14 protein-coding genes are annotated in these 15,323 nt (G+C 29.6%); 4 read left to right on the top strand and 10 right to left on the bottom strand.

The window, feature by feature from the left end:
• The coding region (locus KPL44_RS24075) for a peptidoglycan-binding domain-containing protein (RefSeq protein WP_216255778.1) at nucleotides 1–536 on the top strand (536 nt) is incomplete at its 5' end.
• Nucleotides 537–693: 157 nt separating this feature from the next.
• On the opposite strand, the gene KPL44_RS24070 is transcribed toward KPL44_RS24075, so the two are convergent.
• The 6 genes from KPL44_RS24070 to KPL44_RS24045 form a co-directional block, all read right to left on the bottom strand.
• Nucleotides 694–906, bottom strand: coding sequence for a DUF3006 domain-containing protein (locus tag KPL44_RS24070; protein WP_216255776.1), 213 nt, complete (start codon nucleotides 904–906; stop codon nucleotides 694–696).
• 148 nt (nucleotides 907–1,054) lie between these two features.
• Nucleotides 1,055–2,140, bottom strand: coding sequence for a ComEC/Rec2 family competence protein (locus tag KPL44_RS24065; protein ID WP_216255774.1), 1,086 nt, complete (start codon nucleotides 2,138–2,140; stop codon nucleotides 1,055–1,057).
• A gap of 217 nt (nucleotides 2,141–2,357) precedes the next feature.
• The gene (locus tag KPL44_RS24060; RefSeq protein WP_071612291.1) at nucleotides 2,358–2,591 is read right to left on the bottom strand and encodes a DUF2922 domain-containing protein; all 234 of its coding nucleotides are present in this window, start codon (nucleotides 2,589–2,591) and stop codon (nucleotides 2,358–2,360) included.
• Between the two features lie 63 nt (nucleotides 2,592–2,654).
• Complete coding sequence (locus KPL44_RS24055; protein WP_216255772.1) at nucleotides 2,655–2,882, bottom strand: DUF1659 domain-containing protein; 228 nt, start codon at nucleotides 2,880–2,882, stop codon at nucleotides 2,655–2,657.
• Nucleotides 2,883–2,988: 106 nt separating this feature from the next.
• A complete protein-coding gene (locus KPL44_RS24050; RefSeq protein WP_216255770.1) occupies nucleotides 2,989–3,150 on the bottom strand; it encodes a YvrJ family protein in 162 nt (53 codons plus the stop codon).
• Between the two features lie 67 nt (nucleotides 3,151–3,217).
• A complete protein-coding gene (locus KPL44_RS24045) occupies nucleotides 3,218–3,763 on the bottom strand; it encodes a sigma-70 family RNA polymerase sigma factor (protein ID WP_216255768.1) in 546 nt (181 codons plus the stop codon).
• 597 nt (nucleotides 3,764–4,360) lie between these two features.
• Here KPL44_RS24045 and KPL44_RS24040 point away from each other — a divergent pair.
• Nucleotides 4,361–4,969, top strand: a complete 609-nt coding sequence (locus KPL44_RS24040; RefSeq protein ID WP_216255765.1) for a tyrosine-type recombinase/integrase — start codon at nucleotides 4,361–4,363, stop codon at nucleotides 4,967–4,969.
• A gap of 323 nt (nucleotides 4,970–5,292) precedes the next feature.
• Here KPL44_RS24040 and KPL44_RS24035 read toward each other — a convergent pair whose 3' ends face one another.
• The 3 genes from KPL44_RS24035 to KPL44_RS24025 all read right to left on the bottom strand — a co-directional run bounded on the left by KPL44_RS24035 (nucleotide 5,293) and on the right by KPL44_RS24025 (nucleotide 9,295).
• On the bottom strand, nucleotides 5,293–5,547 hold the full coding sequence (locus KPL44_RS24035; RefSeq protein WP_216255763.1) for a hypothetical protein: 255 nt from the start codon (nucleotides 5,545–5,547) through the stop codon (nucleotides 5,293–5,295).
• A 1-nt stretch (nucleotide 5,548) separates the two neighbouring features.
• On the bottom strand, nucleotides 5,549–7,969 hold the full coding sequence (locus tag KPL44_RS24030; protein ID WP_216255761.1) for a hypothetical protein: 2,421 nt from the start codon (nucleotides 7,967–7,969) through the stop codon (nucleotides 5,549–5,551).
• A 297-nt stretch (nucleotides 7,970–8,266) separates the two neighbouring features.
• Nucleotides 8,267–9,295, bottom strand: a complete 1,029-nt coding sequence (locus tag KPL44_RS24025) for a PD-(D/E)XK nuclease family protein (RefSeq protein ID WP_216255759.1) — start codon at nucleotides 9,293–9,295, stop codon at nucleotides 8,267–8,269.
• Between the two features lie 658 nt (nucleotides 9,296–9,953).
• On the opposite strand from KPL44_RS24025, the gene KPL44_RS24020 reads away from it, so the two are divergent.
• Both KPL44_RS24020 and KPL44_RS24015 read left to right on the top strand, forming a co-directional pair.
• Nucleotides 9,954–11,300: an MmcB family DNA repair protein gene (locus KPL44_RS24020; RefSeq protein ID WP_216255758.1), complete on the top strand. Its 1,347-nt coding sequence runs from the start codon at nucleotides 9,954–9,956 to the stop codon at nucleotides 11,298–11,300.
• A gap of 284 nt (nucleotides 11,301–11,584) precedes the next feature.
• Nucleotides 11,585–12,544 carry a hypothetical protein gene (locus KPL44_RS24015; RefSeq protein WP_216255757.1) on the top strand — a complete coding sequence of 320 codons (960 nt, stop codon included), beginning with the start codon at nucleotides 11,585–11,587 and terminating at the stop codon, nucleotides 12,542–12,544.
• 2,442 nt (nucleotides 12,545–14,986) lie between these two features.
• Here KPL44_RS24015 and KPL44_RS24010 read toward each other — a convergent pair.
• A partial coding sequence (locus KPL44_RS24010; protein ID WP_216255755.1) for a WG repeat-containing protein occupies nucleotides 14,987–15,323 on the bottom strand: 337 nt, incomplete at its 5' end.

Genomic DNA, 15,323 nt, shown 5'->3' with positions numbered 1-15,323 from the left:
ACTACAAGGAAGCTTGCCAGAACGTCTATAACTCAGGATACTGTACTGATGATGAGTACCCTGAAAAACTAATAGCTATAATTGAACAAAATAAACTTTATGTTTATGACTGCGCTTCTAGATCTGAAATCACCGAAAACATAACTGATGAAGATATTAAATATCTACAAAAATGCTTAAACTCTATGAAAATAAGAGATGTAAATAATAATGTTTTAATTGTAGACGGAGCCAGTGGTCCATTAACCATAGGTACTATTAAAAAGCTCCAGCAAATACTTAACCTTTCTATCGATGGTATATGTGGACCTGAAGTATTATCTAGAGTTAAAACTATTATGGAAAAACCTATATGTAGCATTAAGTCTACTGAATATAAAACAGCTATAAGATATATCCAATGGAGAACTGGCAGCTCTATCGATGGTATTTATGGAGATGAAACTGTAGGTCTTGTTAAAGAATATCAGAGAAGCAATAGCTTAGTTATTGATGGAATTGTCGGTAACGGTACTTGGCAAAGCTTACTCTCTTAACCCTAAAATAATATATATAAATATTTATTGTAGTAATTAACTATCTACAAGCTTATTTTATGTAACACAAATATTAAAAGTAGCTAAGATTAAGTCTTAACTACTTTTTCATTTTTCTATTCTATAAGATCGTTTTAGATTATCATTAGGTTTTTCTTTACTCCCATAAATCATCAGTTAATACCTGAATATCTCTATGTCTTTTTTCAGTTTCCTCTATATCAATAATAATTGTATTGTTGTCAAGAACAAGTACATCCCCTTCTTTAGCCTCAGAAGGCAACTCACTACTGTTAATATCCATCATAGTTTTATCTTCTTTTTCACACACAGCATATGATCCTTCAAATCTATTAATAATTACTTTCATGATCTATTCTCCTTTTAATATCTAGTGATAAGTGCCTCTAAATCAACGTATTTTTTCTTAAATACATATATTTTAAATATACTACCGCATTCCATATAGGGCTGGGAATACGCCCTATATTCCACTTGGTACGTCTATAGTTCTAATCTCATTGTGGTGGTTTACATTTACTACATGGCGTTAATCCTTTTGATTTTGCATCACTTAAGCTTATTGGTATTTTACTTTTACTTAAAGATGAGCAGCCATCTACATGGTATTTGGTTCCCGTTTTACTAGCGTATACAGTTACACTCTGATCTTGACTAGAAGCTTGTGTTGTTGTGGTTTTTGCAGACCCTGAACCTATACCATTATAACTACCTTGATTAGTATTAAACTTCACATTATTACCATCGCTTGTAGCTACTATTGTTCCATTCTCATCAGTTCTATAAACCGCTATACCCTTTGCTTTTAGTCTATTCATAGTGTTTTGTGCAGGATGTCCATAGCTATTTCCTTTACCAACACTTATCACAGCATATTTAGGATTTACTTTATCTAAAAAACTTTGACCTGTAGAAGATTTACTTCCATGATGTCCTACCTTAAGTACTGTTGCTGATAGATCTAGCCCTTTTGATAACATTTGGCTTTCTGAAAGAGCTTCTGCATCTCCGGTTAGTAAAAATGATGTATTTCCAAAAGTAACTTTTACAACTATAGAATAATCATTTGGATCTTCATAGTCCGATCCATTGGGCGCTAATATTGTAATAGTAGCCTCCCCTATTTTAAATGTACTACCTACCGATGGCACTATTAATTTTAGACCTTTGTTTTTCACTGCATTTACAAAACTTTTAAAAGTATTAGTAGTTGAAGTCTGTTTTGGAAAAAACACTTTTCCTACCTGAAATGAATTTATAATATAGTCCATACTTCCGATGTGATCCTCATGTACATGAGTACCAACTACGACATCAAGAGATTTAACGCCTTGACTATTTAAGTAACTTTTAATAGTTTGAGCATCACCGTTATTCCCTGCATCAATAAGCATATTCGAATTGCCTTGCTGTACTAAAATGCTATCTGCCTGGCCTACATCTATAAAGTGAACTTTAAGTTCGCCCGCCCCTACTACGCTAGACATAGCAGCAGTATTTTTAGGTGTACTTGTGCAGCCAATTAAGCCGAAAATAAGGAATAACCCAAAAACAAAAATTAGATTTTTTTTCATGTTTTTCATTTTAAGCCCCTTGTAATATATTTGTACCTCTATAATCTCTGTATCTTTATCGATATCTATGCCAATCTCTTTGAAACCTCTTCACATTTTAAATTTTAAATTAATGTAAAACAATAAAAGAGTAATTAATTAACATTATATAACAAAATCAAATAAAAAAAAGATTCCACCAAGTTAATCCTTAGTGGAATCTTCATCACCTCAAGTGATAATTTTACTATGCTACCTTAATTGTATTTGTATCAGTAGTAACTATTTTAGCATCTTTCTTACCAGTTAAATCACCACTAGTTGATAGAAAAATGTTTTTTGCAATAACTAAATCCATAAGAGCATTTACCTCAGCTTCTGTTATAGTAGGTCCCTTATCATCAGCTTTAATGTCATCTACACTTAACGTAAAATACTTACCCTCAATAGTAGTTAAAAATCTCATAACTAATTTATTCATATAATTTTCCTCCTTTAAATTGTTAAATTTTGGTTTTTTAGATTTTAAGCTTCTTATTTAAACTTACTTTTCTGTAACCAGGCTATACTGATCTTGTCTATCTATTCCAGCCAATGGATAAGTTTTGATCTTAGATATAGCTTGTCCTACTGCAAAAATATCTGCATCCACTGCATCCACTTTTACATTACCTAGGCTTTTTGTTGCAAATTCATCCTTGCCATTGATGTCTATGCCTGTTTTCATTGTAAGTTTTAAAACACTTGATACCTTTGTTGATACAACTGCCATGTTTAATCACTCCTTTTATTTTGTTTTCACTTAATATATATGCCCTTGTAAAAATTTCTGCAGATTATTTTAAAATAAAAAATAAGGATACCTAAATCAGGTCTCCTTATTTTTCAGATTTACCTATAACAGTGGATATAACTACAGCTAAATCTGAGATAGATTTATTAAGATCCTCAATTTTCTTCTCAAATCTAACTAGTAGATAAACGCTCACACCTATAGGGAAGCCAACTGTATTAACCAGTTTAACAAATGCATCAAACATTCTGCACTCCTCCCCTCACCATTACAGATAATATATATGCTTTTAAAAATTGTTTTCTATAAATTACTTATATATATTTTCTAAGTTTCTTTAAGGCCTTGCTTTTAGCCCGTAACAAATTATTATAACTCTGGCTACTATCACAAGCTATTTCCTTAAGAGTATCCTTAACGAAGTAAAATCTTTCAACTATAGACCTTTCAGATGGATCCAACTTTTCTAAGGCAGAGTAAAGCCTTTTAACCTCATCGTAAGCTATAATTTCATCCTCTAATGTGAATTTATACCATGCAGCTGTACTCGTGCTTATAGGATCTGAATTTGGAACTTCTCTATAGTGTTTTATCTTTCCTTTTAGAAGAGCATTAAAATTGGTTTTAATAGAATTTATACAATAGCCATCAAAAGTGTTTCTACCAAGGGTATAAAGATTAACTGCTTTTATAACTGAAAGATATCCTTGCTGCACCAAATCTTCAAATTCATAAGAAGGTATATGGTAAGTGGATGCTAACTTAATTATTAAAAACTTGTATTTTTCAATAATGACCATCAAAGATTTTCTATCCCCATTTTTTGCTTTCTCAACTAAAATTTCCAGTATAAACACCATCCTTTTTATTTTATATGTTTATTATACATAATTTTGAATATTTGTTAAATAATTTTTTATTTTTTTTTAATCACTTTAAAACTGATGTTTTAAAAATAACAATAAGTAAAAAATAAGTTTCAAATAATAATCCCAAATAATGTATTTACATATATTACCTATATTCTCTATATGGTAACACTCTTTCTAATCTGACACAAGCGTCTTGTGTCAGATAACAAATGGCTTAGAACCTAGCTTTGTAAAAAATAGTAAATTTCCAGTTTTCTCTAATCTGACATATTGACTATTTTTCAAATATTGTGTAATATATAAATTGGGAATTCTAATATATGACAAGGTATGATATAAAAACAAGTTGAAAACCTAATATATACGACGGCGTTTAACAAATTAAGCTATAAACTAAGTGTATGTTAAACGTTTAACAACATCTAATAAGGAATATAATCTACTTTTAAAGTCGAATGTACATATCATAACAGAAATAAAACATTAGCTTAGAGTGTAAATTTGCTCATTAAATCTTTAATAGTGTTAACAAACGGTGATAAATAACTTTTAAAATGAAAAAAGAAAAGAAAGGAAAATAAAAAAATGAAAACTGTAGAACCTATAAGAGATCTTAAAACCATAAGAAGTATGAGAACATATTTAAGAGATCAAAGTCTTCGCAATGAGTTATTATTTATTCTTGGGATAAATGTTGGTCTTAGAATAAGTGATATTTTAAAATTAACCTTTGATGATGTCCTGAACTTTAAAACAATGAGTGCTAAAGAATATGTAATCATCACAGAAAAGAAAACCTCAAAAACCAAAAAGTTTTACATAGGAACCATAGTAAGTAAACTAATTGAAGGTTATGCTGCTACACTAAAAGAAGTTCTACCAGATATGTATGTATTCTGTAGTAAAAAATCAGCAAACAAACCAATATCTCGTCAACATGCCTGGTATATATTAAATAATGCTGCAGAAATGATAGGAATAGTTGAAAGAGACTATACCGGAAAAATAATGTCCGGAGAAATAGGTACCCATACGATGAGGAAGACGTTTGGTTACCATGCTTATACCAATGGAACAACTATAGAGCTGTTAATGGATATATTTAATCATTCCTCTAAAACACAAACTTTAAGATATATAGGTATAACAGAAGATCAGAAAAAGGATGTTTATATGAGCAGCAATTTGGGATAACTAGGGCGTTTGCATTAATGCAAGACTTTCACTTAAACCCCTCAAATGGAACAAATCCTTCATGCTTAAAATGAAGGATTTGTTTTAAAAAATATCATTTTTATGAGAGGATATCACAGATTATATATTGCAATAAATACTGCATTCGAAATAATATTTTATAAGCTTCAACGAATAAAATTATAGTTTTAGCATTTAGCCTGTTACGACAATAGGCTACGCGTTCATTATACCTGATGTATAGCTGCAAGCTATAGCGTTAAAATATATTAACCACCTATTCTCATAGTGTAACAATAAGTTTTTTTCATTTTAACATAATTTTAATCGTGTGCTTGATATGGGTCATGGGTATAATAACCACCATCTTCTAATTTGTCCAAATCATGATGTGTATCTCCATCCCCGTCTCTCCAATAGCCATGAACAAAAGTTCCATCATCCTTCACATAATCTTCAACAAAATGAGGATCAGTGAAATGGGTATCAGTGATTCCATCAGAATTTGTATCAATTCTTTCAGGATGAGAAAGAAAGGAGTTAAATGTATTTAAGTCTTTAAATGGGTCAGTAATCAATTTATTTCCCCCCTTGTAGTTGCTGATGATATTCAGCTCTACTTAATTTTTTTAATCCATTGACATTATTTTTTATAAATTCAGTGTTATGTTTGACTGCTTTATCAATAATACAATCTATAAGCACCTGTTTCTTTTTTATTATAGTAGTATCTATTGGAGTTTCTAAAAATATCTTATTGTTAATTACGCAACCATTTAAAAATTCTATATCATTATCTGCATAATATTTGGCAATACCCCTTGTAAAACCTAGAATTGAATCATTAATATCATTTATATATTTTGGCATTAAAGTTTCCATTAGCATATTAAATTCATTAATTGAATTATTAAGAAAAATATTGATTTTTGCTTCTTCCATATTATCTACTAATTTACCCCTATCTAATGTTTCAAATATACCCTTTGCATTCAATGTAGCCGCTGCAATTAACGTAACTCCTTGAGTTAGGAAAGCTAATCCCACATATGTTATAGTATTTACTATAGCCCTTTTCTTATTAAGTTCTTCAAGTGCTTTTCTTATATCTAGTTCTGGATAAATATATGTTATTAGGCTATTTAAGTTTGCAATACAATCATTAATATGCCTGGTTATCTGATTACTTATATTTAACATTTGATGCTGTAGCTGGTCAAAATTTTGTTTAAAATATGTATTATTGTCCTTAGCATGTTCTTCATATAGTTCTTTACAAAAATAAGCTGAAAATTGCATATTTGCATTCTTATACTGCTTAAGAGTATCATACATGACATTTATAATTTTAATCTTATCATCTTTACACAAATCACTTACAGTTACATTATTTTTAAAACAATTTTCCAAATACCCTTTTAACTCCGATAACAATGTAAAATAATAATATACCACAATATCCCTTAGTGTTTTAGACCATTCAAAATAAGTAGAATTTAAATTATCGAATTTTATTTTACTTTGGATAAATTTTATAGTAATGTCATGGTACAATTCTATTGGTAATCCTAGGTTTGAAGATGAATTACTATTTGTATCTATTTTTATATTGTAGAAACCATCACAGATATTATTTATTACCTCTAACGTTGAAATATCCTGAGTTATATTTATACAGCAATCATAATTATTGCTTTTAACGCTTACTTTAAGATTCCATTCCTTATCTAAATTAATTTTCAATGGATAAACTTCATCATTTATTACTATTAATCCAATCTTAGATTTAATTTGATCTGGTAAATCGGATATATAATACTCTTTATAAATATCTGCATTTTTGATTTTATTCCCTTGTTGAACACTATGAATCAAACTTTTCATTGTGTTCTGTAAACGAGGATTTAAAAATCCTAATACATTTTTTTCTAATATACTGCTAACTTTTTCAACTTTTTGCGAACTCTGAGATTTGTCTGTACTATAAGTATCCTGTAATAGATATTCAATTCCACTTTTATTCTCCCACATGCATGGTACTCCATCGTCATTCCAACTGGTAGGCCATGCGTTATTGTCTTTCACTGAAAAATAATATTTATCAGTATAAATCAACATATCATAATCGTTATATTTTATAAATATACTATCTTTTATATTGGCTGAGCCAAGAAATTCAAAACTGTTATAATTAATAAATCTAATTTCATCATCAACAATGTTAGCAATTAATTTATTTTCTTTGTCTAGTTTTAAACTTTTGTCTATAGTCTTTAAATATCTAGCATTTAAAAGTATATTTTTTTTTGTTATATCTACATTCGCAAACAACTTTCCTTTATTTGGATTATTATTGAAATTGTTTAATATCTGTAGAAATTCGTTCTTTTTTATATTCTTAATAGTTAATATGTTTGGGAAATTTGAAAATAAATCCTTAAATATTCCTCTGATTACAAGAATTTCAGTTAGCTCATCATAATTAAAACCTTCCATATAGCTGTACTCTATCTTATTTTTAAATATATTTCCAGATAAATAATATTCTAATATAATAAATTCATTTAGTATTTGAACTTGCCCTATTTTTTTATTTTCAATAATCTTATAACCATTATATCCTAGTTTTATAGGATCTTTGCACTTTTCTGAGTACTCAATGAAGCTTTTTAGAGAAATTGTACTGGATATTCTTGGATATCCCGTAGTATTTATGCATATATCATAGCGCAATTTAGTCAATGGTCTTATAGAATAAACCACAGAATCTGCAATATAACATTTATCTTCTCCAAACAATCCACCTCCAAGAAATGCGATAACCCTACCATTACTTGTAAATAAAGCCTCTGGACTATTAAACATTCCACCTTTATCTGGCAGCTCTATAGGCATATTTTTTTCATAGTATAATATTTTTTCGTTATTTAATAACTTACTTTGAACCAAATTTCCAAAGCTTCTACTTTTAGCATCAACCAATTGAGGTTCATAACCCATATTACATTTCTCCTTTGTTAAATAGCTAATATTTAACAAAAACATTAGCTATTTTTATCCTATTTGTCTCACTTATAAAATAAAATATTCAGCTATAATACCCACACTGTAGTAAGTGGATCACCTCGCGACTCTCTTGCTACAGTGTATATTAGATGCCCTTCGCAATCACTCCATGATTTTTATTGCTTACTACTTTCTATGTAAGATTTTATCTGAAAATTTAAAGTTATATTTCCTAAATTTATATATGTATTAGTGTTAATAAAACTATTTTTGTATTTTGATTTATTATCTTTATACTATATTTAAAGAATTTTTAAATTTATTTACAATATCAATTTTTTCTATAAACCACATACATATTTCTTCATTTTGATTCTCGCTTGAAATAAAATCGGATACCGATTTTTCAAAAGAATAGAATATAGATTCCTCATCAGAGCAATCAAAATCAAAAATATCTTCTAATTTCTCAGCATATATTTTCTTAATATTATCAAACTCACTATTAGTTTTTTCTACATAAATAAATACTGTCACAACAGGATTTTTATTATCATCAAATCTGAACCCAACTGTAAGTTCTGAATATCCATTTTCCCCAATAATATTTTTACTCCACATAACGTATTGATTTTGCTTGCAAATTTGTTTTAATCTTGCATAATCATACTCGTATGTAACTCCAAAGCACTCTGTTAGTTTTGGCTTAACCATATCTAGACACTCATCCATTTTTCTAATTGTAGCATTTACTTCACTCATAACAATTAAATCTTGAAAATTAAAATCTCCTGCGCTTGCCATACCCTCACCCCTTAAAAATTCTAAGTAATCTTCTATGTTTTTATTTTTTTCACATTTCTCTAAAAACTTATACACATCGCTCCATCTGTATTGTAAAAAATCAATATTTGAAATGTCCTTTTTATCGTAATACTTAGTACAGTATCTTAAATATACATTTTTGCCATCATTTTGTTTAATGTTATTTAAAACTTTTGAATACCGTTCAAGTTGTCTTTCTCCTTCAGAAGATCCTACTTTATTTTCAATAAAACAAATAATATCTTCATTTTTAATGACTATATCTATAATGCAATTTATATCTTCCTGAAGATAATATTTTTCTTGTGAATCAATAGAAAATCCTTGTCCTTCTATTAAAAGAACATCATTAACAAATTCATCTAATAATTTATTATCAACTTCTAAAGTACCTACAAGTAATTCCGTTGTAAAATCTTCTACTGGTATCTTATTCGCATTTCCACTTTGTCTATATAATGATAATAACCTTTTGTAAATACTAATTGAAAACACCCTCCCCCTCATATTTACTATCAATCAGAAATACAACTTATTCCCATGAAAATTATACCACCTAACACTAATTTTACAAACTACCTCACTGCTGTAGAAATAACAACGCTTATAACTCAAATATATTTTTAATACATTTCAATTGAAATCTGAATGATAAAAGAGTATATTGTAAACATTACCTAGTAAACATAAGTAAACATACTATAAACACTATATTTATGTATAAATATTTGTAAACATTATTTAAATATAAGTAGACCATGCGATAGCATATAATAACAATCCTTTTTCAGTAAGAATGGAATCAGATGACAAAGCTAATCTCATGGGTGCTTATGAATTAGACAAGGTGAAAATTGATATACCAGAGGTAGCCAAGGAGTTAATAATAAAATTGTAAACACAGCAACAAAATGCAAAACAAATATAAAAATAAATTTCAGTGTTAGTAATTAGAATAAGACCAAATTGAGTATAGGACATGCTTTTTATCCTATATGAAATACGGTAGTACATTTGTATGTAATTGTAAAAATATTTAATTAAGTCTCATAGATTTAAAAATTACACATTATTTTAATTTATTGATTGTAAACAAGTAGAAGGTTATAATCTATTTATAAATGTGCTCGGGGCACTTGTTAGGAGTAAATAAATGATTACTGGAAATGATGATATAAGTTTAAAAGTAATTTTGGGATTAAAGGGCGGTAAGACAATATCACAAGTTTCAATAGAATATAATATATCCATTGATCAGGCCAAAAAATTATCAAGGCTTAATTATATGCAGCATCAAATTAATGAGCTACCGCCAATACTGCAAAATAAATTTAAGTTATTAGGGTTGAAAGTGCTTGTATTAGCTCCGTTGTTTAAAAATAATGATATGGAAGGATTACAAGATATTCTCCAAAGTATAGACGATAATATTAAAAGAGACACTCTTGCAAAAATGATTTTAGCGCTTGAAGAAAAAAGAAAACATATAGAAGAATCTAAAATTCAAATTGATAGGAATATAGGAATACTCGAGAGCGCGGAAGAGGGTATAAATAGAACTATAGAGGAGTTACATTTTACGGAGGCTAAGTTAGGCGAAATATTTCAGTTTTTAACTGCCGCAAGTCCGGAATCTAAAGATTTTCTTATGGATCATTTGGGTGTCAAAGAAGGAACTATAGTATTAGCTAAAAGATTATATTATAGTTGGCAACAGGAATTAAAAAGAAATAATATAATAGAGTACGATTGGTTTACTTATTCATGGCCCGTAAAGGACATTGACAAACTTATAGCAGCAACCGAAAAAAAAATTTCTAATAAAAGAAGCCGTAAATGTATGTACTTTGATTCTAAAAGTGATCCATGGAACTCTTCAGGTGAATATAAAAAAGTAGCCGGTGTAGACACTAATCTAAAAATGTTATTTAAAGAGAATAAAAATGAAATTAATATATTAAATAAAAAGCGCAAGGAGTTATTGAAATCAATTCACGATATTAAAAGTAAATCGTCAATGTCATATATGGAAGCAGCTATTTTGTCTAATCAGTTAAGCTCTAAAGATATAGAAACTCATGCCTTGTTGCAAGACTATGGAATGAAATGGTTATTTGAACAGGGGTATATATGTGCTACAGAAATTTCAACCAGCCTCTACCGTTTTGATGTTATAGGATATAACAATAATAACGTTGTAACAATTATTGAAGCTAAAGCCAGTCATGTGGACTTCCAAAGAGATACCAAATGGTTTAATTATCTAAAATACTGTAATAAATTTTATTTTATTTTTCATCAATATGAATGGTCGAATATAAAAAAAGAAGCTCTCGAGCAAGCTAAAAATAACGGTGCAGGCATTTTAATAGTTAAAGATAGTAAAAGAGTTGAAATGATCCATGAATGTTCTTATAAAAATGAAGTGATACTTGAGTTGGAAAATTTAAAATTTAATATAGCGAGAACTTGTAGCAAAAAAATAATATATGGATACTAGTATGACTTTTGAATAAAGTTTGATCAAAATTAAGTCTAAAACGTGTTAATCGTTACATTCAATTGAATTACTCTATCAAGGTGCGGTGCTCGTAAAGCGTAAATTTACACTTAGCGGTTACTACCCCAAGTTAAAATATATTTAAAACCAACTTTTCATTGAAACTCAAATAATAAAAGAGTATACTGTAAACAATACATAGTAAACATAAGTAAACATACTACTATAACTATATTTAAACGCAATTAATTGTAAACATTATTTAAATATAAGGAGGCCATACAATGGCAGATAATAACAATCCCTTTTCAGTAAGAATGGAATCAGATGACAAAGAGAAGCTCATGGAACTCATTCAAGGAAGTGGCAAAAGTAGTAAAGAATTTATGGGGATCCTCATGGGTGCTTATGAATTAAACAAGGTGAAACTTGATATACCAGAGGTCGCAGAGGACATTAATCACCTTGAAGCATTAACTAATCAGATTAATAATGTATATATGAATATGGCAACGCGAATACAAACTATAGACACAGCAAAGACACTTCAATTTAGTAAAGATATGGAGATCTATAAGATCAACATCGAAAGTTTAAAGGCAGAAAATCAAGGACTAAATATAGATAAAGAAAGTATGGAAACTACATTGCAAGGGTCTTTTAATATAAATGATGAACTTAAAAAACAGGTAACACAATTAAGCGAAATCGCTGATAGTAATAAGGCGCTAATTCAAGAATATAAAGAGAAAAATGATACCCTTGCAGGTCTTGTTACTGAATATAAAGGGTTTAAGACTCAAAATGAAACTTTTAAAGAATTACTTGCAGATAGTAAGGCAGAAAACATAGAACTTGGTAATACAATAAAAACCAAGGAGATTGAAGCTCAAAACCTAGAAGCTAAACTAGAGGCTGCAGCTGAGCAGGCTCAAAAGGAAGTAAAACGATTTGAGGAGCTCACGAAATTTGAAAAGGAAAGATCGATACTTGAAGTTTCGACCTTAAAAACAAAGATAGAAACTACAATTACAGAATCGCAAAAAGAAATAACTCGAGTTGCAGGTCAAAAAGAATTCGAAAAAGAAAGAGCACTCCTAGAGCAAGAGAAGTTATTTAACAAAGAAAAACAGGAGCTTCAGGAGGCATCCTATAAAAAGGTATTAGAATATCAGAGGCAGGCCGAGGAGTTAATAAAAAGAATGCAACCGCAGCAACAAGATCAAGATATAAAACAGATATAAAAATAAAATCCAATATGTGTAATTAAAATAAGACCAAATGAAGTATAGGGCGTGTTTTTTGCCCTATATGAAATGCGGTAGTATGTTTGTTACCCCAAGGCAAACCGGCCCCAATGTAATGGTTTAAATACTCTTAATATTCTATATGTATTATAAAAACAACAGTTAAATATACAAACTGAAATTTTGGCCACTCTTACTCACTGCTCCATAAGTATAACTTTCTTTAAAATTTCTTTATCATATTCTTATAACCAAAAAAATAAAATGCAGTCAGTAATCTTGTCCAAAATAAAATAATTTTCCCCGGCCCCAAAGGTGAGTTTCTAGGGTATGCCTCTGTAGTCAATGAAGCTTTGGACAATCTTACTCACTGCCCAGAAACAATATAATCTATTAAAATATTTAAACATTAATCTTTCTCTTTAATTTTAACCGCAGTCAGTAAACTAGCCCAAAGCAAATAAAATACCCCCCCTCCCCCAGGGGAAATAGGTCTTGCTGCACTGCAGCAGGACCTATTTTATTTAACCATATTAATGTTAAAAAATTTCTACATAACTTTGATATAAACCTCGCTTCGCTCGGGTGAAAAATGGACAGGTTTCTCACCTCAGCCTATCAGAGCAGTGACCATGTTTTGAAAATTTAGAATTTCAAAAAAATAAATTTATAGTAGAGGTCAGAAACTCGTCCAATTTTCACGGCAAATAGACATGCCTATCAGCCACTTCGTCCCTCAGTAGCTGGGCTAGTCCATTTGCTAGCATCCTTCAAATTTCAAAAAAATAATTAGTCTTTGTGTTTTCCTTTTTGAAACTTATAATTTTATCATTATAATAAATACATTTAATAAAACCTTATAAACCTTATTATTATTTTGTTTTAAATATACTATTTATACTAATAGCATAGGGAATTTGGAAGGACAAGGTCTGGGCACGTATACCGTCACCCAAAAAAGAACAAGCTTCAGCATAAGACTCTCTAAGCTTCCCATTGTTTTCGTCCCTCAAACACTGGCAAACTAAGAGGTTCTAATTCCAAAGCTAGTCCTTTTTGGGGTACCCGACGGCGTGCATCAATTCTAGCTAAATCATCTTCCACGAAGCTGCTTAATTGCCCCTTAATTTAATCATTCTATATAAATAATCAAAAAAATTCCTAAGTCTACGCAGCCCTTTCGATAAAACTCGCTCCAGCCGCCACCACCGCGACCTTTACCGAAAGGGCATTATTATTCATAAAAAGATCTAAAAGCAATGAAACTTTGGACAATCTTACTCACTGCCCCGAAATAAACTAATTTTATTATAGTAGCTAATCATTTATCTTTCTACTTAGTATTAATAGCAGTCAGTAAACTAGTCCAAAGTAAAAAGAAAAGAATTAATACATTTTGTTTAAACCATAATTCTAATTATGGTTTAAAGTGAATTTAGATTTAGTCCTTAATAAAAAAAATATACTTACTTCATTCCCATAGCTAGCATACTGACTTTTGATAATATGACCGTTTTACCTTTCTTGAGTAATAAAGATAGTGTTGTAGCTATCTTTATTTTAGAGGCTTCCTAAATCAGCTAACGGTTTTCTCATAAAATAGCTTTGCAGAGGTTCTTGGCTAATATTTTAAATTTAATTTCGCTATTTTAATAAAAACGCGAGCTTTATTTTTTATGATTCTAAGTTTTTTACCACAAGTGGTATTTGCTAGGGTAGTGCTCTGGGGTCCTCAAGGAAAGGACAAGCAGACGAAGTGCACTAGCCGTCCTTGGCTGTTACACTTCAACAGCTAGTCCTTTCCTTGAGGTAACGGGTAGACAAGCTTCCAGCTCAAGTAAATTGACAAGCCGTCCTTGGCTAGTCCATTTTCTTGGCCACAAGCTAGTCCACCCGCCTTCTAGTATCAACTCTCACGGTTCTTGTGAAATATCATGAAAGTTAAAATGCCCCCTTTTACAGGGTAATACTAATTAAAATTAATCATTATCCCCAAAACAAAAATAAAAACTCACCGAACAAGCTACTATTTATTCGGTAAGCTTTTACATATCTTTTTTTCTTTTTTTTCTAAAAAATCTAACTGTATTTTTTTATGTTCACCATAATAGGTCAATGAATAATGTATCAATACCGATCCTATAGCAAATATAAGTAAGCATAATAGTATAATACTTACTCCCAAAATTAAATTTAATATTTTTAAGATTTCTATTTCCACCATGTAAATTCAGCTCCCAAATAATATTTATTTGAAAGTATATCCATTAAACCACTCTTTACTCATATTTCTTGAAATTATCATTATCGATACAATTTTCATAATATAAGTGTAAACAACTCATATTAAACATATGTTTTAACGTTAATTCATAAAGATTAATCTTATTACTATCTTTTGTACTATTAACTATAGTTGCTAATATCTACAATAATTTATTATTGTTTTATATGTTTTGTAAGAGGATTTATAATAAATCCCCACTTACCACCAATATTAACCATCGCTAATCCTTCGTGGAAAGAACTCACATCATCATATATATTATCAAATTGAGGTTTAATAACTATCTTACCATTTTTATTAATAAATCCACTTTTTCCCTCAACTTTAATTGCCGCTAAACCTTCACTAAAGTTACACGCAAAATCAAATTGAGGTTTAATAACGATTTCACCAGTTTTATTAATAAATCCCCATTTACCACCAATTTCAATCACTGCTAATCCTTCACTAAAATCATTTACATAATCAAAAGATTGAGGTTCAATAACA

This window comes from Clostridium sp. DSM 17811 (assembly GCF_018861905.1).
Classification (GTDB): Bacteria; Bacillota; Clostridia; order Clostridiales; family Clostridiaceae; genus Clostridium_AD; species Clostridium_AD frigoriphilum.
The sequence above is the reverse complement of the archived record's forward strand: the minus strand, read 5'-3'. Positions and strand labels throughout refer to the sequence as shown.

Excerpts from the sequence above, each read along its gene's own strand:
- KPL44_RS24070 (WP_216255776.1), bottom strand. The coding sequence starts at position 906 with ATGAAAGTAATTATTAATAGATTTGAAGGATCATATGCTGTGTGTGAA.
- KPL44_RS24065 (WP_216255774.1), bottom strand. The coding sequence starts at position 2,140 with ATGAAAAACATGAAAAAAAATCTAATTTTTGTTTTTGGGTTATTCCTT.
- KPL44_RS24060 (WP_071612291.1), bottom strand. The coding sequence starts at position 2,591 with ATGAATAAATTAGTTATGAGATTTTTAACTACTATTGAGGGTAAGTAT.
- KPL44_RS24055 (WP_216255772.1), bottom strand. The coding sequence starts at position 2,882 with ATGGCAGTTGTATCAACAAAGGTATCAAGTGTTTTAAAACTTACAATG.
- KPL44_RS24050 (WP_216255770.1), bottom strand. The coding sequence starts at position 3,150 with ATGTTTGATGCATTTGTTAAACTGGTTAATACAGTTGGCTTCCCTATA.
- KPL44_RS24045 (WP_216255768.1), bottom strand. The coding sequence starts at position 3,763 with ATGGTGTTTATACTGGAAATTTTAGTTGAGAAAGCAAAAAATGGGGAT.
- KPL44_RS24040 (WP_216255765.1), top strand. The coding sequence starts at position 4,361 with ATGAAAACTGTAGAACCTATAAGAGATCTTAAAACCATAAGAAGTATG.
- KPL44_RS24030 (WP_216255761.1), bottom strand. The coding sequence starts at position 7,969 with ATGGGTTATGAACCTCAATTGGTTGATGCTAAAAGTAGAAGCTTTGGA.
- KPL44_RS24020 (WP_216255758.1), top strand. The coding sequence starts at position 9,954 with ATGATTACTGGAAATGATGATATAAGTTTAAAAGTAATTTTGGGATTA.
- KPL44_RS24015 (WP_216255757.1), top strand. The coding sequence starts at position 11,585 with ATGGCAGATAATAACAATCCCTTTTCAGTAAGAATGGAATCAGATGAC.